18 protein-coding genes are annotated in these 21,982 nt (G+C 70.0%); 9 read left to right on the forward strand and 9 right to left on the reverse strand.

The window, feature by feature from the left end; genetic code table 11:
• A partial coding sequence (locus ACLIYP_RS07900; RefSeq protein WP_412712427.1) for a DUF6597 domain-containing transcriptional factor occupies positions 1-383 on the reverse strand: 383 nt, incomplete at its 3' end.
• 208 nt (positions 384-591) lie between these two features.
• On the opposite strand from ACLIYP_RS07900, the gene ACLIYP_RS07905 reads away from it, so the two are divergent.
• On the forward strand, positions 592-1,158 hold the full coding sequence (locus ACLIYP_RS07905) for a dihydrofolate reductase family protein (RefSeq protein WP_412712428.1): 567 nt from the start codon (positions 592-594) through the stop codon (positions 1,156-1,158).
• 270 nt (positions 1,159-1,428) lie between these two features.
• On the opposite strand, the gene dnaB is transcribed toward ACLIYP_RS07905, so the two are convergent.
• Positions 1,429-2,916, reverse strand: a complete 1,488-nt coding sequence (gene dnaB, locus ACLIYP_RS07910) for a replicative DNA helicase (protein ID WP_412712429.1) — start codon at positions 2,914-2,916, stop codon at positions 1,429-1,431.
• Positions 2,917-3,368: 452 nt separating this feature from the next.
• Here dnaB and ACLIYP_RS07915 point away from each other — a divergent pair, with 452 nt between their 5' ends.
• Entirely contained in the window at positions 3,369-4,715 is a 1,347-nt protein-coding gene (locus ACLIYP_RS07915; protein ID WP_412712430.1) for an MATE family efflux transporter, read from the forward strand.
• 187 nt (positions 4,716-4,902) lie between these two features.
• Here ACLIYP_RS07915 and rplI read toward each other — a convergent pair whose 3' ends face one another.
• The 4 genes from rplI to rpsF form a co-directional block, all read right to left on the reverse strand.
• The gene (gene rplI / locus ACLIYP_RS07920; protein WP_093657171.1) at positions 4,903-5,349 is read right to left on the reverse strand and encodes a 50S ribosomal protein L9; all 447 of its coding nucleotides are present in this window, start codon (positions 5,347-5,349) and stop codon (positions 4,903-4,905) included.
• 18 nt (positions 5,350-5,367) lie between these two features.
• Positions 5,368-5,604, reverse strand: coding sequence for a 30S ribosomal protein S18 (gene rpsR, locus ACLIYP_RS07925; RefSeq protein ID WP_027765513.1), 237 nt, complete (start codon positions 5,602-5,604; stop codon positions 5,368-5,370).
• Positions 5,605-5,675: 71 nt separating this feature from the next.
• Positions 5,676-6,134, reverse strand: coding sequence for a single-stranded DNA-binding protein (locus ACLIYP_RS07930; RefSeq protein WP_412712431.1), 459 nt, complete (start codon positions 6,132-6,134; stop codon positions 5,676-5,678).
• A 110-nt stretch (positions 6,135-6,244) separates the two neighbouring features.
• Positions 6,245-6,535 carry a 30S ribosomal protein S6 gene (rpsF, locus tag ACLIYP_RS07935; protein ID WP_093657167.1) on the reverse strand — a complete coding sequence of 97 codons (291 nt, stop codon included), beginning with the start codon at positions 6,533-6,535 and terminating at the stop codon, positions 6,245-6,247.
• 387 nt (positions 6,536-6,922) lie between these two features.
• Between rpsF and ACLIYP_RS07940 the strand changes: the two genes are divergently transcribed.
• The 3 genes from ACLIYP_RS07940 to ACLIYP_RS07950 all read left to right on the forward strand — a co-directional run bounded on the left by ACLIYP_RS07940 (position 6,923) and on the right by ACLIYP_RS07950 (position 9,615).
• Entirely contained in the window at positions 6,923-7,225 is a 303-nt protein-coding gene (locus ACLIYP_RS07940) for a hypothetical protein (protein WP_412712432.1), read from the forward strand.
• A gap of 146 nt (positions 7,226-7,371) precedes the next feature.
• Positions 7,372-8,490 carry a lipid II:glycine glycyltransferase FemX gene (locus tag ACLIYP_RS07945; protein ID WP_412712433.1) on the forward strand — a complete coding sequence of 373 codons (1,119 nt, stop codon included), beginning with the start codon at positions 7,372-7,374 and terminating at the stop codon, positions 8,488-8,490.
• A gap of 93 nt (positions 8,491-8,583) precedes the next feature.
• Complete coding sequence (locus ACLIYP_RS07950) at positions 8,584-9,615, forward strand: alanine racemase (RefSeq protein ID WP_412712434.1); 1,032 nt, start codon at positions 8,584-8,586, stop codon at positions 9,613-9,615.
• A 199-nt stretch (positions 9,616-9,814) separates the two neighbouring features.
• Here the strand turns inward: ACLIYP_RS07950 and ACLIYP_RS07955 are convergent, their stop codons facing one another.
• On the reverse strand, positions 9,815-10,897 hold the full coding sequence (locus ACLIYP_RS07955) for an inositol-3-phosphate synthase (protein ID WP_412712435.1): 1,083 nt from the start codon (positions 10,895-10,897) through the stop codon (positions 9,815-9,817).
• Positions 10,898-10,972: 75 nt separating this feature from the next.
• Complete coding sequence (locus tag ACLIYP_RS07960) at positions 10,973-11,584, reverse strand: PadR family transcriptional regulator (RefSeq protein ID WP_093657156.1); 612 nt, start codon at positions 11,582-11,584, stop codon at positions 10,973-10,975.
• A gap of 450 nt (positions 11,585-12,034) precedes the next feature.
• Between ACLIYP_RS07960 and ACLIYP_RS07965 the strand changes: the two genes are divergently transcribed.
• The 3 genes from ACLIYP_RS07965 (at position 12,035) to ACLIYP_RS07975 (ending at position 17,866) form a co-directional block, all read left to right on the forward strand.
• Positions 12,035-14,680: a transglycosylase domain-containing protein gene (locus tag ACLIYP_RS07965; RefSeq protein ID WP_412712436.1), complete on the forward strand. Its 2,646-nt coding sequence runs from the start codon at positions 12,035-12,037 to the stop codon at positions 14,678-14,680.
• 222 nt (positions 14,681-14,902) lie between these two features.
• Complete coding sequence (locus ACLIYP_RS07970) at positions 14,903-16,384, forward strand: glycosyltransferase family 87 protein (RefSeq protein WP_412712437.1); 1,482 nt, start codon at positions 14,903-14,905, stop codon at positions 16,382-16,384.
• Between the two features lie 132 nt (positions 16,385-16,516).
• Positions 16,517-17,866, forward strand: coding sequence for an MFS transporter (locus ACLIYP_RS07975; protein WP_412712438.1), 1,350 nt, complete (start codon positions 16,517-16,519; stop codon positions 17,864-17,866).
• Here the strand turns inward: ACLIYP_RS07975 and ACLIYP_RS07980 are convergent.
• The gene (locus tag ACLIYP_RS07980) at positions 17,838-19,322 is read right to left on the reverse strand and encodes a CCA tRNA nucleotidyltransferase (protein WP_412712439.1); all 1,485 of its coding nucleotides are present in this window, start codon (positions 19,320-19,322) and stop codon (positions 17,838-17,840) included. The genes ACLIYP_RS07975 and ACLIYP_RS07980 overlap by 29 nt on opposite strands.
• A 225-nt stretch (positions 19,323-19,547) precedes the next feature.
• On the opposite strand from ACLIYP_RS07980, the gene ACLIYP_RS07985 reads away from it, so the two are divergent.
• Complete coding sequence (locus tag ACLIYP_RS07985) at positions 19,548-21,959, forward strand: DUF6049 family protein (RefSeq protein WP_412712440.1); 2,412 nt, start codon at positions 19,548-19,550, stop codon at positions 21,957-21,959.
• Positions 21,960-21,982: the final 23 nt, after the last annotated feature.

Genomic DNA, 21,982 nt, shown 5'->3' on the forward strand with positions numbered 1-21,982 from the left:
ACCGCGGCCGCCTCCTCCAGCACCGCGGCCCCGTCCCGCGCCCCGGCCCATGCCCCGGCCACACGCTCGGCCAGCTCCCGCGCCTCGCGCCCCGGCCAGAGCGCCTCCAGCGGCACCCGCGCGTCGCGCAGCTCGCACGCCGGCACACCCAGGACGCGCGGCCCGGTGCCGGGCGGGAACCGCAACCCCACACAGCCGGTCCCAGGCGGATCGTCGGTCAGATGGGCTCCGGTGTCCGGCCCGGCCACCAGCAGCCCGCCGCCCGTCCAGATCAGGTCCATGCACCCGTCCGGCAGCACCCGCACCCGGTGCGTGCGCGCAGGGGCCTCCCGGCGCCACACCACCGTGCCGGCCACCCGCCGCGACCCCCGCTCCTCGTACATCTGCCGGCCTCCCACCGTGCCCGTACCCGTGCCCGTGCCCCGCCCGGCGGACGGACGCCTCACAGACCCGGCACCGGCGGCAGCGGGCCGAGTACACCACGCCGAGCCCCGAGCACGAGGACCACCGGCGAGCCCGGACCGCGCACCGATGAGTTTCCCGCGCCACGCTGGTCCACACGCCGGACACCCACGGACGGAAGGCCGGACCATGCGGAAACTGATCTACGCCATGAACCTGACCCTGGACGGCTACATCGCCGCGGCCGGTGACGACATCGGCTGGAGCGGACCGCCGAGCCACGAGCTGTTCCAGTGGTGGCTCGACCACGAGCAGGCCAGTGCCCTGTCGCTGTACGGGCGCAAGCTGTGGGAGACGATGAGCTCCTACTGGCCGACCGGCGACCAGCAGCCCGACGCCACCCCGGCCGAGATCGAGTTCGCGCGGAACTGGCGGGACACGCCGAAGGTGGTGTTCTCCTCGACGATCGACAAGGTCGGCTGGAACACCCGCCTGGTCACCGGCGACGCGATCGCCGAGATCACCCGGCTCAAGGCCGAGGACGGCGGCCCGATGAACATCGGCGGCGCGACGCTCGCCGGGGCGGCCATGCGCGCCGGGCTGATCGACGAGTACGTGATCGCCGCCCACCCGGTCCTGGTGGGCGGCGGCACGCCGTTCTTCACCGCGCTGGACAACTGGGTGAACCTGAACCTGATGGAGACGCGGACGTTTCCCGGCGGCGTGGTCATGACCAGGTACGAGACGAGGCGCTGAGCAGCTTCCCGCTGCCTCACGGCCTGGACGGGTGTTTCCTCTCACCGTCTCGGCGGTCTCCCCCACCGCACACCCCCCGGGCCCACGGGCGACGCCCCGTGAGCCCGGGGGTGTCAGCGGGCTTCCACCAGGGCACCGGCATCAGAGCCCGATCACCCGTACGTGTGGGCGGCTTGACCTGCCGGTCTCGGATTCGTGCCGGATATGCCGTCGCGTGGCCGTCGCTCGTGGGATTCGGCCGCGAAATCCGGGACCTCACACCAAGTCCGGTCAGGTCTGGGCCATGTCCACGAAGCGCGAGTAGTGCCCCTGGAAGGCCACGGTGATCGTCGCCGTCGGGCCGTTGCGGTGCTTGGCCACGATCAGGTCCGCCTCACCCGCCCGCGGCGACTCCTTCTCGTAGGCGTCCTCGCGGTGCAGCAGGATGACCATGTCCGCGTCCTGTTCGATCGAGCCCGACTCGCGGAGGTCCGAGACCATCGGCTTCTTGTCCGTGCGCTGCTCGGGGCCGCGGTTGAGCTGGGAGAGCGCGATCACCGGCACCTCCAGCTCCTTGGCCAGCAGCTTGAGGTTCCGGGACATCTCCGAGACCTCCTGCTGACGGCTCTCGGGACGGCGCGAACCGCCCGACTGCATCAGCTGGAGGTAGTCGATGACGACCAGCCGCAGGTCGTTGCGCTGCTTCAGGCGGCGGCACTTGGCGCGGATCTCCATCATCGTCAGGTTCGGCGAGTCGTCGATGTACAGCGGTGCGCCCGTGACCTCGGGCATCTGGCGCGCCAGCCGGTTCCAGTCCTCGTCCGTCATGCTGCCCGACCGCATGTGGTGCAGCGCCACCCGCGCCTCGGCGGACAGCAGGCGCATCGCGATCTCGTTGCGGCCCATCTCCAGCGAGAAGATCACGCTGGGCAGGTTGTGCTTGATCGAGCAGGCCCGGGCGAAGTCCAGGGCAAGGGTCGACTTGCCCATCGCGGGCCTGGCCGCGATGACGATCATCTGGCCCGGGTGGAGGCCGTTCGTCAGCGAGTCCAGGTCGGTGAAGCCCGTCGGCACGCCCGACATCTGGCCGCTGCGCGAGCCGATCGCCTCGATCTCGTCGAGCGCGCCCTCCATGATGTCGGCGAGCGGGAGGTAGTCCTCCGAGGTGCGCTGCTCGGTGACGGCGTAGATCTCCGCCTGGGCCGAGTTGACGATCTCGTCCACGTCGCCGTCGGCCGCGTACCCCATCTGCGTGATGCGGGTGCCCGCCTCGACCAGGCGGCGCAGGACGGCGCGCTCGTGGACGATCTCCGCGTAGTACTGGGCGTTGGCCGCGGTGGGGACGGCCTGGACCAGGGAGTGCAGATAACCGGGGCCGCCGACCTTGGCGATCTCGCCGCGTCTGGTCAGCTCGGCGGCGACGGTGATGGGGTCGGCCGGCTCGCCCTTGGCGTAGAGGTCGAGGACGGCCTGGTAGATCGTCTCGTGGGCCGGGCGGTAGAAGTCCTTGCCCTGGAGGGTCTCCACCACGTCCGCGATGGCGTCCTTGGACAGCAGCATGCCGCCGAGGACGGACTTCTCGGCGTCGAGGTCCTGCGGGGGGAGGCGGTCGAAGCCGCCCACCGGGCCCGAGGGCCAGGTGTCGGCGCCGCGGTCGTGGCGCTCGCCGTCCGCGGCCGCGTCACGGCTGCGGCGGGAGACGGGGAGGTGGTCCCCCGGGCCGGGGGCCCCGGTGGCGTATCCGGGTGCCGGGCTGTCGACGTGTTCGGACTGCGTCACCCCGCCACCTCCCTCCCGTTCCTCACGACCCGCGCCCCTCTTTCCTACGGCACGGCTCTGACACTGGGCTCGCCCGCTCTCCGGTCCGCGGCACGGCTGCGGACCGGGCGAAGAAGAGGGGAACAGCGGGCGGGCGCCGGACAACGGTAGGGCTACGGAAGCCTCCAGCCAATCCAGTTATCCACAGGGCGTGTGGATGAACGACCGCATCCTGTGGAGAACTCGGCGAATCCTGTGCACGGGGCGGGGGACAGCCCTGTGGAGAAGTCGGCCAGCCGACTTTTACACAGGCTCTGAGCTGCTGTTTTCTCGTCCACCGGCTGTGCAGGAGAAAAAGTTCGCGACTCGCGTCAAGATCACGACAAACGGCGCAGAGGATCTCACCCCAGGTGAGGAATGGTAATGGTCACACATCTATTGCAACTATTACTTGTGGATGTTTGGATCGGATCATGACACACGCTCCCCCGCCCGCCGGACGCACCGCGGCCCGCCGCCACGACCGCGAGATCATCGCGCTGGCGCTCCCCGCCTTCGGCGCGCTCGTCGCGGAGCCCCTGTTCGTCATGGCCGACAGCGCGATCGTGGGTCATCTGGGCACCCCTCAGCTCGCCGGACTCGGCGTCGCGGCCACCCTGCTGACGACCGGGGTGAACGTCTTCGTCTTCCTCGCCTACGCCACCACCGCCGCCGTCGCGCGCCGCGTCGGGGCCGGCGACCTGCCCGCCGCCATCCGGCAGGGCATGGACGGGATCTGGCTGGCCCTGCTGCTCGGCGCGGTGGTGGTGGCCGCCGTGCTGCCCACCGCGCCCGCGCTCGTCGACCTGTTCGGGACGTCCGCGACCGCGGCGCCGTACGCGGTGACGTACCTGCGGATCAGCGCGCTGGGCATCCCGGCGATGCTCGTGGTCCTGGCCGCCACCGGTGTGCTGCGCGGACTGCAGGACACCCGGACCCCGCTGTACGTGGCCGTCGGCGGCTTCTCCGTCAACGTCGTGCTCAACTTCGCCCTGGTGTACGGAGCCGGACTGGGCATCGCCGGCTCGGCCTGGGGCACGGTGATCGCGCAGTGCGCGATGGCGGCCGTCTACCTGGTGGTGGTCGTCAGGGGCGCCCGGCGGCACGGGGCCTCGCTGCGGCCGGACGCCGCCGGGATCCGGGCCGGCGGCCGGGCCGGTGCGCCGCTGCTGGTCCGCACCCTGTCGCTGCGCGCCGTGCTGGTGCTGGCGACCGCCGTCGCGGCGCGGCTGGGGGACGTCGAGGTGGCCGCGCACCAGATCACGCTGACCGTCTGGTCGCTGCTGGCCTTCGCCCTGGACGCCATCGCCATCGCCGGACAGGCGATCATCGGCCGCTACCTGGGCGCGGGGGACGCGGCGGGGGCACGGGCCGCGTGCCGGCGGATGGTGCAGTGGGGAGCCGCCTCCGGGGTGGTGCTGGGGCTGCTGGTGGTCGCGGCGCGTCCGCTGCTGCTGCCGCTGTTCACGACGGACACCGCCGTGCACGACAGGCTGACGCCCGCGCTGCTGGTGGTTGCGGTGACCTCGCCGATCGCGGGGGTGGTCTTCGTGCTGGACGGAGTGCTGATGGGCGCCGGCGACGGACCGTACCTGGCGTGGGCGGCGCTGGCGACGCTGGTGGTGTTCGCCCCGGCGGCGCTGGCGGTCCCGGCGCTGGGCGGAGGCCTGACCGCGCTGTGGTGGGCGGTCGCCGGACTGATGATGGGGATGCGGCTGGTCACCCTGTGGCTGCGGGCCCGCTCCGGCCGCTGGGTCGTCACCGGGGCGGTGCGCGCCTGAGGGGCACGCCGTGTGCGGCGGCTCCGCCGGGCCGGTCGGCTCCGTCGCGCCGGTCGGCTCCACCGGACACGGCACAGGGCCGCGGCCCCCTCGCGGGGACCGCGGCCCTGTTCAACGGCTGCGTACCGGCCGTACGCCGGCTGTGCGCCACCGCCGTACGGCCGGGGCCGTACCGCCGCGGGTGCCGTCAGGCGGCGCCGACCTCGACGCCGATCTTGGCGACGACCTCGGGGTGCAGACGCACCGAGACCCGGTGCGAGCCCAGGGTCTTGATCGGGGTGTCCAGCTCGATGCGGCGCTTGTCGACGTCCGGACCGCCCGCGGCCTTCACCGCCGAGGCGACGTCGGCCGGGGTGACGGAGCCGAACAGGCGGCCCTGGTCGCCGGCGCGGACCTTCAGGCGCACGGTGACGCCCTCCAGCTTGCCCTTGATCTCGTTGGCCTGCTCGATCGTGGCGATCTCGCGGATCTTGCGGGCGCGGCGGATCTGCTCGACGTCCTTCTCCCCGCCCTTGGTCCAGCGGATGGCGAATCCGCGGGGGAGCAGGTAGTTGCGGGCGTACCCGTCCTTCACCTCGACGATGTCGCCGGCGTTGCCGAGACCCGAGACCTCGTTGGTCAGGATGATCTTCATGAGTCGGTCATCCTTCCCTTATCGAGCGGTCGAGGTGTAGGGCAGCAGCGCCATCTCACGGCTGTTCTTCACGGCCGTGGCGACGTCACGCTGGTGCTGGGTGCAGTTGCCGGTGACGCGACGGGCACGGATCTTGCCGCGGTCGGAGATGAACTTCCGCAGCAGGTTCGTGTCCTTGTAGTCGACGTACTTGATCTTTTCCTTGCAGAACACGCAAACCTTCTTCTTCGGCTTGCGAGCAGGCGGCTTCGCCATTGTCTCTCTCCGTTTGGTTCAAGAAGTCTGTGCCTGTGAGCGCAGCCCTTCCCGGAACCCCTGGGGGTACCTCAGAAGGGGGGCTCGTCCGAGTAGCCGCCGCCGGAACCGCCGGAGCCACCGCCCCAGCCGCCACCGCCGCCGCCCTGCTGGCCGCCGCCGCGGCCGGTGGTCTTGGTGACCTTGGCCGTGGCGTTGCGCAGGCTGGCGCCGACCTCGTCGACGTCCAGCTCGTAGACCGTGCGCTTGATGCCCTCGCGGTCCTCGTAAGAGCGCTGCTTGAGCCGGCCCTGCACGATGACGCGGGTGCCCCGGGTGAGGGACTCGGCGACGTTCTCCGCCGCCTGCCGCCACACCGAGCAGGTCAGGAACAGGCTCTCGCCGTCCTTCCACTCGTTGGTCTGGCGGTCGAAGGTGCGGGGGGTGGACGCGACGCGGAACTTCGCGACCGCCGCACCGGAGGGGGTGAAGCGCAGCTCGGGGTCGTCGACCAGATTGCCGACGACCGTGATGACGGTCTCGCCTGCCATGGGTGAACCTCTCGGCGGGGTGCTGCTGGCTGCTGGTGATGCTGTGGTGCCGGTGCTTCCGGAGTGCCGGAGGCGCTACCGGTTCCCTGCGATCCGCTGAGCGGGAGCGCTCAGTGGGTCTCGGGGCGGAGGACCTTGGTCCGCAGAACCGACTCGTTCAGGTTCATCTGACGGTCGAGCTCCTTGACGACCGCGGGCTCGGCCCGCAGGTCGATGACCGAGTAGATGCCCTCGGGCTTCTTCTTGATCTCGTACGAGAGACGACGACGGCCCCAGGTGTCGACCTTCTCGACCTTCCCCTCGCCCTCGCGGACGACGGAAAGGAAGCTCTCGATCAGCGGGGAGACAGCGCGCTCCTCGAGATCGGGGTCGAGGATGACCATCACCTCGTAGTGACGCATGTGGAACCCACCTCCTCTGGACTCGGCGGCCACGGTCGTTCCGTGGCAGGAGGGTCGTGATGCGTGAGCAACGGTATCGGCCGGCACTGACAGTCCCGGTCCGTTCCCCGGAAAGTCCCCGGTCCGTTCCCGGATCCGGTCGCCGCCGGGGCAGACACCGCGCAGACGGTACAGAGTACCCGCACCGCCACTCGGGTTGAAATCCGGCGCCCGCTCGCCGCAACCTGGACACAGGGGACGTGATACGCGTCACCTGCCGCACCCCCGCGAGTCCGGCGGATGCGGCTCATCCGCCCTGTCCGGAGAAGCGGACGGGCCGAGCGGCCCCGGAGGGGCCACGGCAGCCCGCGGACCCGGCGGTCCGGACGGTCCCGCAGGAGGTTCCCCATGGCACAGGCGGTACGGAGGAGCCCGGTCTCCTCCCTCCTCAACACCGACGGCCGGCGGCACCCGGTCGAGAACCGGTTCGTCGCCGTGACCGCGGTGCTCGGTGTGGTCGCGTTCGTCACCGGCTTCTTCTCCGGTCTCAGCCTGCTCGCCTCCTGGGCCGGGCTGCTGGGGATCGTGTCCGGCGGCTGGGGGCAGATGATCTCCGCGACCACGGGCGAGCGGTTCGCGCTGGTCGTCAGCATGGGCTCGGCGGCGGTCGGCTTCTACCTGGGGATGTCGAACGGCGGGCTGTTCGGCTGACCCCCCGCCCGACGGGCGGGGCGCGGCGAGCCGCGGCGGGCCCCGCCCCGGCTCGCCGCGGCCCCGTACTGGCACGTCCGGGGCGCGTGCCTGCGCAGTAGGCTTCCGGCCAGACCCTGCGAAGTACGCCGGAGGAGCGCCCCGTAATGAGCCTGACCCTGAGGACGATCAGTCGCGAGCAGCACCTGGCGTATATCCGGAGCCTGCCATCGGCCAGCCACATGCAGGTCCCCGCGTGGGCGGACGTGAAGGCCGAGTGGGGCGCGGAGAACCTGGGCTGGTTCGACGCGAGCGGCGAACTGGTCGGGGCGGGCCTGGTGCTGTACCGCCAGCTGCCGAAGGTCAAACGCTATCTGGCCTACCTGCCCGAGGGGCCGGTGATCAACTGGTTCGCGCCGAACCTGGAGGAGTGGCTGCGCCCGATGCTGGCGCATCTGAAGGCCAAGGGCGCGTTCTCGGTGAAGATGGGCCCGCCCGTGGTGATCCGGCGCTGGGACGCCTCCGCGATCAAGGCCGGCATCCAGAACCCGGACGTGAAGCGGCTGCGCGACGTCGAGGCCACCCACATCGAGCCGCGCGCCTTCGAGGTGGCCGACCGGCTGCGCCGGATGGGCTGGCAGCAGGGCGAGGACGGCGGCGCCGGCTTCGGCGACGTCCAGCCGCGCTACGTCTTCCAGGTGCCGCTGGAGAACCGCTCGCTGGACGAGGTGCACAAGGGCTTCAACCAGCTGTGGCGGCGCAACATCAAGAAGGCCGAGAAGGCCGGCGTCGAGGTCGTGCAGGGCGGTTACGACGACCTTCCGGTGTGGCAGGAGCTGTACGAGGTGACGGCCGAGCGCGACCGCTTCCGGCCGCGCCCCCTCGGCTACTTCCAGCGCATGTGGAAGGCGCTGAACTCCGAGGACCCCAACCGGATGCGGCTGTACTTCGCCAAGCACGAGGGCGAGGCGGTGGCCGCGGCGACCATGCTGATCGTGGGCGGGCACGTGTGGTACTCCTACGGCGCCTCGGCCAACCACAAGCGCGAGGTGCGCCCCTCGAACGCCATGCAGTGGCGGATGCTGCAGGACGCGTACGCGCTCGGGGCGAGCGTGTACGACCTGCGCGGCATCAGCGACTCCCTGGACGACTCCGACCACCTCTTCGGCCTGATCCAGTTCAAGGTGGGCACCGGCGGCCAGGCCGCCGAGTACCTCGGCGAGTGGGACTTTCCGCTCAATAAGCTGCTGCACAAGGCGCTCGACATCTACATGTCGCGCCGCTGACGCCCTGCTCCACGCACGTCCGGCGGGAGTCGGCGGGACGGAAGACGGCCCGCCGGCGCACGCCGGGACCGATGAGAAAGGTTCCGTACGGCCATGGCGCTCTCCCTCTACGTCGACACCGAACGCTGGCGGGCGCACCAGCAGACGGTGCTCCGGCAGTTCCCGGGACTGGTCCCGGTCTGCAAGGGCAACGGGTACGGCTTCGGCCACGAGCGGCTGGCCGAGGAGGTGACCCGCTTCGGCTCGGACGTCATCGCCGTGGGCACGACGTACGAGGCCGCCCGGATGAAGGACTGGTTCAGCGGGGACCTGCTGGTGCTCACCCCGTTCCGCCGCGGTGAGGAGCCGGTGCCGCTTCCGGACCGGGCGATCCGCACGGTCTCCTCGGTCGACGGGGTGAACGCGCTGGTCGGAGCCCGTGTCGTCATCGAGGTGATGAGCTCGATGAAGCGGCACGGGGTGATGGAGGAGGACCTGGGCAAGCTGCGCGCCTCGATCGAGGACGTACGGCTGGAGGGCTTCGCGATCCACCTGCCGCTGGACCGCACCGACGGCACGGACGCGGTGGACGAGGTCATCGGCTGGATGGACCGGCTGCGGGCGGCCCGCCTGCCGCTGGAGACGATGTTCGTCAGCCATCTGAAGCCTCAGGAGTTCGCGCTGCTCCAGCAGCAGTTCCCGCAGACCCGCTTCCGGGCCCGGATCGGCACGCGGCTGTGGCTGGGCGACCACGACGCGACCCGGTACCGGGGCTCGGTGCTGGACGTCACGCGGGTGGTGCGGGGCGACCGCTTCGGCTACCGGCAGCAGAAGGCGCCGGGCGACGGCTGGCTGGTGGTGGTGGCCGGCGGCACCTCGCACGGGGTGGGCCTGGAGGCGCCGAAGGCCATGCACGGGATGACCTCGCGGGCCAAGGGCGTGGCGCGGGCCGGGCTGGCGACGGTGAACCGCAACCTCTCGCCCTTCGTGTGGGACGGCAAGCAGCGCTGGTTCGCCGAGCCGCCGCACATGCAGGTGTCGATCCTGTTCGTGCCGGAGGAGGCCGCGGAGCCGAGGGTGGGCGACGAGCTGACGGCGATCCTGCGGCACACGACGACGCAGTACGACCGGCTGGTCGACAACTGAGCGGACACGCGCGGCGGCCGGCGCCGGACCGCCCGGCCGTACGCGGCGCCGTACGACGGCCGCATCACGGCGAGGGGCCCGGACACGAAACCGTGTCCGGGCCCCTCGCCGTGATGCGCTGCCGGATGCGTCCCGGCCGTCCGGCACCGTGTCCACCGGATGCGTCCCGGGTGCCTCCCGGCGCTCTCCGGGTGGATTCCTAGCGCTCCACCTCGCCGTTGATGAACTTCTCCACGTTCTCCCGGGCCTGGTCGTCGAAGTACTGGACCGGCGGGGACTTCATGAAGTAGGAGGAGGCCGAGAGGATCGGCCCGCCGACACCGCGGTCCTTGGCGATCTTCGCGGCGCGCAGGGCGTCGATGATGACACCGGCGGAGTTCGGGGAGTCCCAGACCTCCAGCTTGTACTCCAGGTTCAGCGGGACGTCGCCGAACGCGCGGCCCTCCAGGCGGACGTAGGCCCACTTGCGGTCGTCCAGCCAGGCCACGTAGTCCGACGGGCCGATGTGGACGTTGTCCTCGCCCAGGTCCCGGTCGGGGATCTGGGAGGTGACGGCCTGGGTCTTGGAGATCTTCTTGGACTCCAGGCGCTCGCGCTCGAGCATGTTCTTGAAGTCCATGTTGCCGCCGACGTTGAGCTGCATCGTGCGGTCGAGGACGACGCCGCGGTCCTCGAAGAGCTTGGCCAGCACGCGATGCGTGATGGTCGCGCCCACCTGGGACTTGATGTCGTCGCCGACGATCGGGACACCGGCCTCGGCGAACTTGTTCGCCCACTCCTCGGTGCCGGCGATGAAGACCGGCAGGGCGTTGACGAAGGCGACACGCGCGTCGATGGCGCACTGCGCGTAGTACTTCGCGGCGTCCTCGGAGCCCACCGGGAGGTAGCACACCAGGACGTCGACCTCGCGGTCCTTGAGGACCTGCACGACGTCGACCGGCTCCTCGGCCGACTCCTCGATGGTCTGGCGGTAGTACTTGCCCAGGCCGTCGAGGGTGTGGCCGCGCTGGACGGTCACGCCGGTGGTGGGCACGTCGCAGATCTTGATGGTGTTGTTCTCACTGGCGCCGATGGCGTCGGCGAGGTCCAGGCCCACCTTCTTGGCGTCCACGTCGAACGCGGCCACGAACTCGATGTCCGAGATGTGGTAGTCGCCGAACTGCACGTGCATCAGACCCGGCACGCGGCTCTTCGGGTCGGCGTCCTTGTAGTACTCGACGCCCTGCACCAGCGAGGCGGCGCAGTTGCCCACGCCGACGATGGCTACGCGAACCGAACCCATTGGCGGTTGCTCCCTGTGTTTGTTCCGTGTCGTTTCCGACGGTGGTCTTGGTGCCTGCCCGCTCGGTGCGGACCTTCACGCGGTGTCATCGGACGGATCGGGCGGGGTCTCCCCCCGATGCTGATCACGCCCCGCCCGCTCGCTCTCGATGAGTTCGTTGAGCCAGCGGACCTCGCGCTCCACGGACTCCATGCCGTGTCGCTGCAGTTCGAGGGTGTAGTCGTCCAGCCTCTCCCGGGTGCGGGCCAGGGCGGTGCGCATCTTGGCGAGGCGCTCCTCCAGGCGGCTGCGGCGGCCCTCCAGCACCCGCATCCGCACATCGCGCGAGGTCTGGCCGAAGAAGGCGAAGCGAACGCCGAAGCCCTCGTCCTCCCAGGTGTCCGGCCCGGTCTGGGAGAGGAGCTCCTCGAAGCGCTCCTTCCCTTCGGCCGTGAGCCGGTAGACGATCTTGGCCCGGCGGCCCGCGAGCGGTGCCGCGAGGGAGTCCTCGGGCTCGTCGCCGGGCTCCTCCGCCAGCCATCCGCGCTGGACCAGCGTCTTCAGGCAGGGGTAGAGGGAGCCGTAGCTGAAGGCCCGGAAGACGCCCAGCGAGGTGTTGAGCCGTTTACGCAGCTCGTAACCGTGCATGGGTGACTCACGGAGCAGTCCGAGGACGGCGAACTCCAGGATTCCCGAGCGTCTGCCCATCGCCGTCACTCCTTCCGCCGGTGTCCGCCGGCCGGCCCGTCCCCGGGCGGCCGCCTCGGGCTCGTGCCCCGTCGTCCTGTGCCATTGTCTCTCGCCGATGTATCGAGTCGATACATCGGGGTGATAGCGAAGACGATAGAGCGCCTTCGGATGCGCGACAAGGGGGGGTGGGCGCGGGAGAGAGTGAGCGGTTTCACATCGCTCCTTCACTACAGCTCAGTAGCCCCTGTTTCTCCCGAATGCCGGAGATGGGGTTTTTGGGGCTGCGTAGTCTGTCCGCTGTGCAGAAGGCGACCGGGAACCAACGAGGCGTCGGACGCGTCCTCGTCCCGGGTGCAGTGCGGCCAGTTCTGGGAACGTGGGCGGGCCGCACTTCGGGGGACTGGAAGTACCTGGAAGTACACTGCCGCCTTCCGGCGCGAGCGCCTGCCCGAGGAGTAGCTGTTCCACATGAGCGAGCACCGTCGTAAGCCACCGCAGTCACGTGGCCGGCGCGCCGCACAGCCGCCGTCAGGCGGTCGGCGCGCCGCACAGTCGTATGGCTCCACCGCCTCCCACGGCATGTCCTCGGACCGCCCCCACGGCGGCCGGGCCGAGGCGCGGCGCGCGGCACAGCGCGCCGGTGCCGGCGGCGGCAGACGCCGGGCGGCCGACTCCGCCGGGGACGTCACGGTCGTCGGCCGGAGGCGGGGGCGCTACGAGCCCGAGAAGAAGCGCCTCATCGACTACCCCAGGTCCGGCAAGTACGGCTGGCGGCGCTGGACGCCGTCCTGGAAGCTGGTCACCGGCCTTGCCCTGGCCTTCATGGGGATGCTGATCGGCCTCGGCGGACTGGCGCTGGCCATGGTGGAGGTGCCGGACGAGAAGAACGCCCTGGCCCTCCAGCAGAACAACGTCTACTACTGGGACGACGGCACGGTCATGGCCAGGGCCGGCAAGACCAACCGGCAGAACATCAAGATAGAGGATGTCCCCGAGTCGATGCAGCAGGCGGTCGTCGCCGCCGAGAACGCCACCTTCTGGGAGGACAAGGGCGTCGACCCGATCGGTATCGGCCGGGCGGTGTTCAACATGGCCACGGGCGGTGACACCCAGGGCGGCTCGACCATCACCCAGCAGTTCGTCAAGAACACCTATCTGAGCCAGGACCAGACCATCACCCGCAAGGCGCGGGAGCTGTTCATCTCCATCAAGGTCAACGCCCAGATGGATAAGCAGGACATCCTTCAGGGGTACCTCAACACCAGCTACTACGGACGTGGTGCGCACGGTCTCCAAGCCGCCGCCCAGGCGTACTTCGAGAAGGACGCCGAGAAGCTCACGCCCGCCGAGAGCGCGCTGCTCACCACCGTCCTCAAGGGCGCCGACCTGTACGACCCGGCCGGCGGTCTGGGCCCCAACTCCTCCCCCAAGGAGAACCGCGAACGCGCTGTGAAGCGCTGGAACTGGGTGATGGACCGGCAGGTCGATCTCAAGCTGATGAGCCAGAGCGAGCGGGACGGATACGAGTTCCCCAAGATCGCTCCGCGCAAGGCACAGGCCGGGCTCAACGGGCAGACCGGCTATCTGGCCGCCCTCGCCGAGGCCGAGGTCAAGAAGACCCTGGGCCTCAGCAAGCAGCAGTTCGACCAGGGCGGCTACCAGATCTACACGACCTTCGACAAGAAGAAGACCGCCGCGATGGAGAAGGCGGTCAACAAGATCACCAAGCAGTACATCGATCCCGAGGGAAGCCCCAGGACCGACAAGTTCGTCCAGTTCGGCGCCGCCTCGGTGGAGCCCGGCACGGGCAAGGTCGTCGCCATCTACGGCGGTCCGGGCTTCGACAAGGGCCACTTCACCAACAACGCGGACACCCTCGGTGTCCCGGTCGGTTCGACATGGAAGCCGTTCGTGCTGGCCGCGGCCATGGAGCACGGCACCTACAGGAGCGACGGCGTGGGCATCGCGCCGAGCAGCGAGTACAACGGCGACAACAAGCTGAAGGTCAAGCAGCAGGACGGCACCGACTACCTGGACAAGGAGGGCAACCCCTTCTACCAGGTGAACGACGCCGACAAGGACCACGGTTACGTCACCCTGCGCCGAGCCATGGAGGTCTCCGCCAACACGCCGTTCGTCCAGCTCGGCATGGACGTGGGCATGAGCAAGGTCCGGGACATGGCGGCGAGCGCGGGCATCGAGAAGGACAGCTTCGACCCGAACCTCAACCCGTCCTTCGCGCTGGGCACCTCCACCCCGGGCGCCATCGAGATGGCCAACTCCTATGCGACCTTCGCCGCCTCGGGGACCCATGTCGACACCTACACGGTGAAGAAGGTGGAGCACGAGGGCGATGAGAAGCCCGGCTTCGAGAAGCCCCAGAAGGAGACGGCGATGGACTCCGACATCGCCGACAACATCACCGACGTGCTGCGCGGCGTCATCGAGAAGCAGCACGGCACGGGCACCAGGGCACAGGGGCTGGGCCGTCCCGCGGCGGGCAAGACCGGTACGACCGACAAGAACAAGTCCGCCTGGTGGGTGGGGTACACCCCGCAGCTGTCCACCGCGGTCACGCTGTTCCGCACGGACCCGGACGAGGGCACCCTGCTGTCGATGAACGGTACGGGCGGCTTCGAATCCATCCACGGTGGCCGGCTGCCCACCGAGGTGTGGACGGCATACATGAAGACCGCCCTCAAGGGGGTGCCGGTGAAGGACTTCCCCGAGGCCGGTCCGATCGGCAAGAAGATCGACCAGGTCGGCGCCCCGTCTCCGACGCCGTCGCCGTCGGAGAGCGAGGAGCCCGAGCCGTCGCCGTCGGAGAGCGAGGAGCCCGAGCCCAGCACGGAGCCGTCTCCGTCCCAGGAGACTCCGTCCGGGCCTCCGTCGAACACCTGCCGTCCCAACGACTGGTTCTGTGACGACACCGGGGGTACCGACACCGGAGGCACGGACACAGGAGGCACGGACACCGGCGGAACCGACACCGGAGGCACGGACACCGGAGGCACGGACACCGGCGGAACCGACACCGGAGGCACGGACACCGGTGGGAACGGCAACGGCGGGAACGGAAACAACGGCGGGATCTGGGGCCAGGACGGCACCTGAGGCAGTTCTCGGGACAGTGACCGCCCTCTGCCGGGACTCCGGGAGGGAACACTGAGGAAGGTCTGAGAGAGGCCTGGGGAAGCGGCGTCGGAAACGGCGCCGCTTCCGGCTTTCCCGGGCCCGGCCGGTCGGGCCGGTCGGAACGGACGGGCCGGCGGAGCCCAGTGCCCCGCCGTCTCGTGTACCGCATGCCCTGATCCGCCATACGGCAGGATGTGGCCCATGACGAGCGCGCACCAGGAGCAGCAGGCACCGGTACGGCCTACCGCCCAGGACGAGATCGCCGCCGCGGGCAGCGAGCTGATCGGTGGACCGATCGGCAGGCGCGCACTGGCCGGAGGGTCCTGGTGGACGCCGGTACGGGTCGTGCTGCTGGTGATGCTGGGCATGTTCGCCCTCGGCATGGTGCAGAAGCTGCCCTGCTACGAGAGCGGCTGGTTCCGCGGGGCGACCAGCCAGTATGTGCATGCCTGCTACTCCGACATCCCGCACCTCTACACCGGCCGCGGCTTCGCCACCGATCTCACGCCGTACTTCGATCGCATCCCGCAGGAGATCTCCGGGGGGATGGAGTATCTGGAGTACCCGGTGCTGACGGGGGTGTTCATGGAGGTGGCGTCCTGGCTCACACCGCAGGGCGGCGAGATGGTGGAGCGGCAGCAGATCTACTGGATGGTCAATGCCGGGATGCTGATGGCCTGCGCCGCCGTCCTGGTGGTGTGCGTCGCCCGTACACACCGGCGGCGCCCATGGGACGCGCTGCTGGTCGCGCTCGCCCCGGCCCTGGCGCTCACCGCGACGATCAACTGGGATCTGCTGGCGGTGTCCCTGACCGCCGCATCGATGCTGATGTGGGCGCGCAGCCGTCCATTCGCCTCAGGGGTGCTGCTGGGGCTCGCGACCGCCGCCAAGTTCTATCCGTTCCTGCTGCTGGGACCGCTGCTGGTGCTCTGCTGGCGCGCGGGCCGCTGGAAGGCGTTCGGTACGGCGCTGGTCGGGGCTGTGGCCGCGTGGCTGGCGGTGAACCTGCCCGTCATGCTGCTCGCCCCGGAGGGCTGGGGGAAGTTCTACGCCTTCAGCCAGGAACGGAACATCGACTTCGGATCCTTCTGGCTGATCATCTCGCAGCGCACCGGCAACCCGCTGGAGCACGCCAACACCTATGCCACGCTGCTGGTACTGCTGGGCTGCGCGGCGATCGCCCTGCTCACCCTGCGCGCGCCGCGTCGTCCGCGCTTCGCACAGCTCGCCTTCCTCGTGATCGCCCTGTTCATCGTGACCAACAAGGTCTACTCGCCTCAGTACGTGCTGTGGCTGATCCCGCTGGCCGTCCTGGCCCGGCCCCGCTGGCGCGACTTCCTGATCTGGCAGGCGTGCGAGGTGATGTACTACCTCGGCATCTGGTTCTACCTGGCCTACACGGGCAGCGGTGATGACCACCATGGGCTGCCCGCCGAGGGCTACCAGTTCGCGATCATGCTTCATCTGCTGGGCACGCTGTATCTGTGTGCCGTGGTGGTGCGCGACATCCTCCTGCCGGAACGCGACGTGGTCCGCCACGATGGCTCGGACGACCCCTCCGGGGGTGTCCTCGACGGCGCGCCCGATGTCTTCGCCCTGGGCTTCCGAAAGGATCTGCAGCCGATCCTCCCCGCCCCTCAGGAGCAGACGGCGCGGTGGGAACCTCGCCCCGGAAGTGAGTGACCGGAGGTGAGTGACCGGAGGTGAGTGATGCCCACCGGATCCGGTCGGTGTTTCACGTGAAACACCGCTGGAACCGACCGTGTCCCGAGGGCGCTGCGTCTCCCTCCTGGGCGAGTGTGTGAGGCTGACCGCATGGCTGTTGTGCGTGATCTGCGCGTACTCCTGCGTTTCTCCGGTTTCCGCCGACTGCTGGCGGTACGGCTGCTGTCCCAGTCGGCCGACGGGGTCTTCCAGGTCGCGCTCGCCGCCTATGTGGTCTTCTCGCCCGAGCAACAGACCTCCCCCGCCGCCATCGCCTCCGCAATGGCCGTTCTGCTGCTGCCGTACTCGCTGCTCGGCCCCTTCGCCGGGGTGCTGCTCGACCGGTGGCAGCGGCGGCAGGTGCTTTTGTTCGGCAACCTGCTGCGCGCCGTACTGGCGACCACGACCGCGGCACTGGTGCTGACTTCGGCACCGCTGTGGCTGTTCTACCTCGCCGCACTCTCGGTCACCGCCGTCAACCGTTTCGTCCTCGCCGGACTCTCGGCCTCCCTGCCGCATGTGGTGGACGGTGAACGGCTGGTGATGGCGAACTCCTTGTCCCCCACCGCGGGCACCCTGGCGGCCACCGCGGGAGGCGGACTCGCCTTCCTCGTGCGGATCCCCGCTCCGGACGGCGCGGGTGCGGATGCCATGGTGGTGGTTCTCGGCGCCGGGCTCTATCTGCTGGGCGCCCTGGCGTCGCTCCGGATCGGCCGTGTCACGCTCGGGCCGGACACAATCACAAGGTCCCGGCTTGGCGCCACGTTGGCCGGTGTCGCACGCGGTCTGATCGCGGGGCTGCGCCATCTGAGGGAACGGCGCAGGGCCGCCCAGTCGCTCGCCTCGATGGCCGTGCTGCGATTCTGCTACGGCGCACTGACGGTGATGGTGCTGATGCTGAGCCGGTACGCCTGGGACAGCGGTGGCGGGGGAGGCAGCGGCGGCAACGGAGGTCTTCTGGGAGGGATGGCGCTTCTGGGGCTGGCCGTTGGCGTCTCCGGACTGGGCTTCTTCGCTGCGGCCGTCATCACCCCCTGGGCCGTACAGCGCGTCGGCCGGTTCGGCTGGATCGCGCTGTGCGCCGCGGGGGCAGCGGCGCTGGTGCCCGCCCTGGCTCTGCCGTTCCTGCCCGCGCCCGTGCTGGGCGCCGCCTTCGTGGTGGGGCTGGCAACTCAGGGCGCGAAGATCACTACGGACACGGTTGTGCAGTCGTCGGTGGACGATGTCTTCCGGGGGAGGATCTTCTCCCTGTACGACATGCTCTTCAACGTCGCCTTCGTCGGTGCCGCCGGTGTGGCCGCCCTGATGCTTCCCCCGGACGGCCGTTCACCGGCTCTGGTGATGACGGTGACGGCACTGTACGCCGCGGTGGCCGTTGCGGTGTTTCACGTGAAACACCGCAACGGCCACCGCGGAGGAGACAGCGGTACGGTCAGCCCCGATCGGCCCACCACTGCCTGAGGGCCTCGGTCGCGGCTTCACGCCCCATCGGGCCGTGCTCAAGCCGCAACTCCATCAGATGCCTGTAGGCCTCGCCCACCTCGGGACCGGGACGCAGCCCGAGGATCTCCATGATCTCGTTGCCGTTGAGATCCGGGCGGATGGAGTCCAGCTCCTCCTGCTCCTTCAGCCGCGCGATGCGATTCTCCAGACCGTCGTACGCACGCGACAGAGCGTTGGCCTTGCGCTTGTTGCGGGTGGTGCAGTCCGACCGCGTCAGCTTGTGCAGCCGCTCCAGCAGCGGGCCGGCATCGCGGACGTAGCGCCGTACGGCCGAGTCGGTCCACTCCCCGGTGCCGTAGCCGTGGAAGCGCAGATGGAGCTCGACCAGACGCGAAACGTCCTTCACCATCTCGCCCGGGTACTTGAGCTTGGTCATCCGGGACTTGGTCATCTTCGCTCCCACCACCTCGTGGTGGTGGAAGGAGACACGCCCGTCCTTCTCGAACCGGCGTGTCCTCGGCTTGCCGATGTCGTGCAGCAGGGCCGCCAGCCTGAGAGTGAGGTCCGGGCCGTCCTCCTCCAGATCGATGGCCTGCTCCAGCACGGTCAGGCTGTGCTCGTAGACGTCCTTGTGCCGGTGGTGCTCATCCCGCTCCAGACGCAGCGCGGGCAGCTCGGGAAGGACCCGATCGGCCAGCCCCGTCTTCACCAGCAACTCCAGGCCGCGCCGGGGGTGATCGGCGAGGATCAGTTTGTTCAGCTCATCCCGCACCCTCTCGGCCGAGACGATCTCGATCCGCTCGGACATCGCCGACATCGCGGCCACGACGCCGTCCTCCACCTCGAAGCCGAGCTGGGCGGCGAAGCGGGCGGCCCTCATCATCCGCAGCGGGTCGTCGGAGAAGGAATCCTCGGGGGTGCCGGGCGTACGCAGCACCCGGCGCGCGAGGTCGTCCAGACCTTGGTGCGGGTCCACGAAGGCCTTCTCGGGCAGCACGACCGCCATCGCGTTGACGGTGAAGTCCCGGCGGACGAGGTCCTCCTCGATCGAGTCGCCGTAGGAGACCTCGGGCTTGCGCGAGGTCCGGTCATACGCCTCCGACCGGTACGTCGTGACCTCGATCTGGTAGTCGTCCTTGCGGCAGCCCACCGTGCCGAAGGCGATGCCCACCTCCCACACCGCGTCCGCCCACGGTCGGACCAGGGCCAGGATGTCCTGCGGCCGGGCGTCGGTGGTGAAGTCCAGGTCGTTGCCGAGCCTGCCCAGCAGCGCGTCGCGCACCGAACCGCCGACCAGGGCCAGGGTGAATCCGGCATCCTTGAAGCGGCCGGCCAGATCGTCGGCGACGGGGGACACCCGCAGAAGTTCACTCACGGCTCTGCGCTGGGCTTCCCCCAGAACCGCTGGAGGAGCCCCTCGGGTGGGCCCGTGGGCCTGCTGCTGGGGATGGCTGTCAGTGTTGGCATTCGGCACAGCAGAACAGGGTACGTGGCCCGTCTCCCCCGGTCCTCCCCGTTACCTCCTCAGCCCTTCGGCCCTTCGGCCCCTGGCCGACTCCGTGGCACTCACGGCCGGCAGGGATCGTTAGCATCTGAGTGCGTCACAGCAGCGGCAGACCAGTAGCAGGCCAGCGGCAGACCATTGGCAGATCGGCAGCGCACCGGTACGGACGACCGGCGGACAGGATGGACGAGGCACGTGGCCGAGGCGGCACAGACCCCAGGGACCCCCATCGCTCCTGCCCTCCGCCGATGGCCGGGGCGCTGCGTGGCCGTGCTGGCCGCCTCCCTGCCGCTGCTGGCGGGAATGGTCGTCCAGCCTCATGCCGAGGCCGTCGCCGCCCCCTCCGCGCTCTCAGCGGCCCCTTCCGTCCAGGCAGCGCCTGCCACCCCGACCGCCGACGAGTCCCGTACGGTCTCGGTGTCCATCACCGGGCTCACCCCCTCGGCGCCGGGCAAGGGCGACACGGTCACCGTCTCCGGCCGCGTCAGCAACAGAACCCCGTCCGACATCGTCGAGGCCAAGGTCGCGCTCCGGCCCGGTGCCCGGCTGACCACGCGCAGCGCGATCGACCGCGCCGACTCGCGTACCGCCTACGTGCCCGGGGTCGACGGTGAGGAGATCGGCGGCAAGGGCACCGTGAAGATCGGTGACCTCCCCTCGGGAGCGGGTTTCTCCTTCACCCTGAGCGTGCCGGCCGACAAGCTGCCGTTCGACGAGCCCGGGGTGTACCAGCTCGGTGTGTCACTGTCGGGCCGGATGGCCGGCGAGGCGTACGGACGCGTACTGGGCATCGAGCGGACCGTCCTGCCATGGCAGCCTTCCGCGCCCGAGCAGACCACACAGCTGACCTTCCTGTGGCCGCTGATCTCCTCCACCCATGTCACCGCCCGCACCGAGTCCGGGGACCAGCGGCGGACGCCGGTGTTCGAGGACGACGACCTCGAAGCCGAGATCGCACCCGGCGGACGGCTCCAGCAGATGGTCGCCCTGGGCAGGAAGCTGCCGGTCACCTGGGTGGTCGACCCGGACCTGCTCGCCTCCGTCGAGGCGATGACCAACAACTACAAGGTGCTGACCGAGGACGGCCGGGAGGTCGCCGGCAAGGGCCAGGCCGACGCCCGGAGGTGGCTGCACGAACTGCGGCAGGCCGTGGAGGACGGAGAGGTCGTGGCCCTGCCCTTCGGCGACCCGGACCTCGCCTCCCTCGCCCACCGGGGAAAGAAGATCTCCGGCGCGCTCAGCCACCTGGGTCCGGCCACCGAGCTGGGCCGGATGACGGTGGAGACCACCCTGCTCACCGAGCCCAGCACCGACTTCGCCTGGCCGGTGGAGGGCGCCGTCGACCCCTCCATCGTCTCCGTGGCCACCTCGGCGGGCGCCCACAGCGTCATCGCCCGCAGCGACAGCCTGCGCGAACCCGACTCCCTGAACCACACCCCCACAGCCGCCCGGCCGATCGGCAGCGGCACCACCGCGATCGTGGCGGACGCCCGGCTGTCGAAGCTGTTCCAGGGGGACATGACCCGGGCGGACGACTCCACAGAAGCCGTACAGCGGTTCCTGGCCCACACCCAGTCGATCACCGCACAGCAGCCGGGCCGGCAGCGCAGCATCGTGGTGGCTCCCCAGCGGATGCCCACGGTCAGCCAGGCCCAGGCGATGGCCGGTGCACTCGACACGCTCCAGCTCGACGGGCGCTGGGCGGAGTTCGTGAGCCTGTCCGAGGCCGCGGAGGCCGATCCGGACCCGCAGGCCGGCCGGAAGGTGCCGGGCCAGGGTTCGTACCCGGCCTCGCTGCGCAAGCGGGAACTGCGGACCGAGGCCTTCGAGGAGATCCGCACCATCCGGAACACCCTGGACGATTTCAAGAGCATCCTGTCCGAGCCGGCGCGGGTCGAGACGCCCTTCAACAGCGCGCTCCACCGCTCGATGTCCGTCTCCTGGCGCGGTGACCGCGAGGCGGCGGCGGAGTACCGGGACTCGGTGGGCGGCTATCTGGAGGAGCTGACGGACGGTGTCCGGCTGATCGAGAAGTCGGACATGAAGCTGTCCGGCCGCAGTGCCACCATCCCGGTGACCGTCCAGAACAAACTCCTCCAGGACGTGGAGAACCTGGAGCTGCGGCTGGTCTCCGGGCGCCGGATCGGCCTGGACGTCGGTGGGGCACAGCCGGTCACGGTGGAGGGCGGGCACAGCCAGTCGGTGAAGGTCCCCACCACCGCCAAGGCCAACGGCCGCACCTGGGTCGAGGCCCGGCTCTACACCGAGGACGGCGAGCCCTGGGGCGAGGCCATGAGGTTCCAGGTGGAGGTCACCGAGATCACCTCCGCGGTGATGCTGGTGATCTCCGGCGGGGTGCTGCTCGTGGTGCTGGCCGGAGTGCGGATGTACACCCAGCGCAAGCGCATCGGCGAACAGCCGGACCCGGACGCCCCTCTGGTACGGCGGTCCGAGGAGCCGGAGGAGCGCGATGCTTCGGAAGGCCCCGCGGAGTCCGGTGGAGGCTCCGCGGTGGAGGCCGGGGGCGGGCAGGCGGGTGACCCCGCCGAGAACACCGGGGCCGGACGTCGCGACCCCTCCGGTGCGGGTGAGAAGGTGAAGCGTTGAGCGAGCTGTCGGGGCCGGGGAAG

The sequence above is a fragment of the Streptomyces nanhaiensis genome, assembly GCF_046614825.1.
Taxonomy (GTDB): domain Bacteria; phylum Actinomycetota; class Actinomycetes; order Streptomycetales; family Streptomycetaceae; genus Streptomyces; species Streptomyces radiopugnans.

What these genes read in the sequence shown, in the direction of transcription:
- ACLIYP_RS07955 (WP_412712435.1), bottom strand. Translation starts at nt 10,897, where the DNA reads ATGGGTTCGGTTCGCGTAGCCATCGTCGGCGTGGGCAACTGCGCCGCC.
- ACLIYP_RS07915 (WP_412712430.1), top strand. Translation starts at nt 3,369, where the DNA reads ATGACACACGCTCCCCCGCCCGCCGGACGCACCGCGGCCCGCCGCCAC.
- ACLIYP_RS07950 (WP_412712434.1), top strand. Translation starts at nt 8,584, where the DNA reads ATGGCGCTCTCCCTCTACGTCGACACCGAACGCTGGCGGGCGCACCAG.
- ACLIYP_RS07940 (WP_412712432.1), top strand. Translation starts at nt 6,923, where the DNA reads ATGGCACAGGCGGTACGGAGGAGCCCGGTCTCCTCCCTCCTCAACACC.
- ACLIYP_RS07960 (WP_093657156.1), bottom strand. Translation starts at nt 11,584, where the DNA reads ATGGGCAGACGCTCGGGAATCCTGGAGTTCGCCGTCCTCGGACTGCTC.
- ACLIYP_RS07975 (WP_412712438.1), top strand. Translation starts at nt 16,517, where the DNA reads ATGGCTGTTGTGCGTGATCTGCGCGTACTCCTGCGTTTCTCCGGTTTC.
- ACLIYP_RS07930 (WP_412712431.1), bottom strand. Translation starts at nt 6,134, where the DNA reads ATGGCAGGCGAGACCGTCATCACGGTCGTCGGCAATCTGGTCGACGAC.
- rpsF (WP_093657167.1), bottom strand. Translation starts at nt 6,535, where the DNA reads ATGCGTCACTACGAGGTGATGGTCATCCTCGACCCCGATCTCGAGGAG.
- rplI (WP_093657171.1), bottom strand. Translation starts at nt 5,349, where the DNA reads ATGAAGATCATCCTGACCAACGAGGTCTCGGGTCTCGGCAACGCCGGC.
- rpsR (WP_027765513.1), bottom strand. Translation starts at nt 5,604, where the DNA reads ATGGCGAAGCCGCCTGCTCGCAAGCCGAAGAAGAAGGTTTGCGTGTTC.
- ACLIYP_RS07965 (WP_412712436.1), top strand. Translation starts at nt 12,035, where the DNA reads ATGAGCGAGCACCGTCGTAAGCCACCGCAGTCACGTGGCCGGCGCGCC.
- ACLIYP_RS07905 (WP_412712428.1), top strand. Translation starts at nt 592, where the DNA reads ATGCGGAAACTGATCTACGCCATGAACCTGACCCTGGACGGCTACATC.
- ACLIYP_RS07945 (WP_412712433.1), top strand. Translation starts at nt 7,372, where the DNA reads ATGAGCCTGACCCTGAGGACGATCAGTCGCGAGCAGCACCTGGCGTAT.
- ACLIYP_RS07970 (WP_412712437.1), top strand. Translation starts at nt 14,903, where the DNA reads ATGACGAGCGCGCACCAGGAGCAGCAGGCACCGGTACGGCCTACCGCC.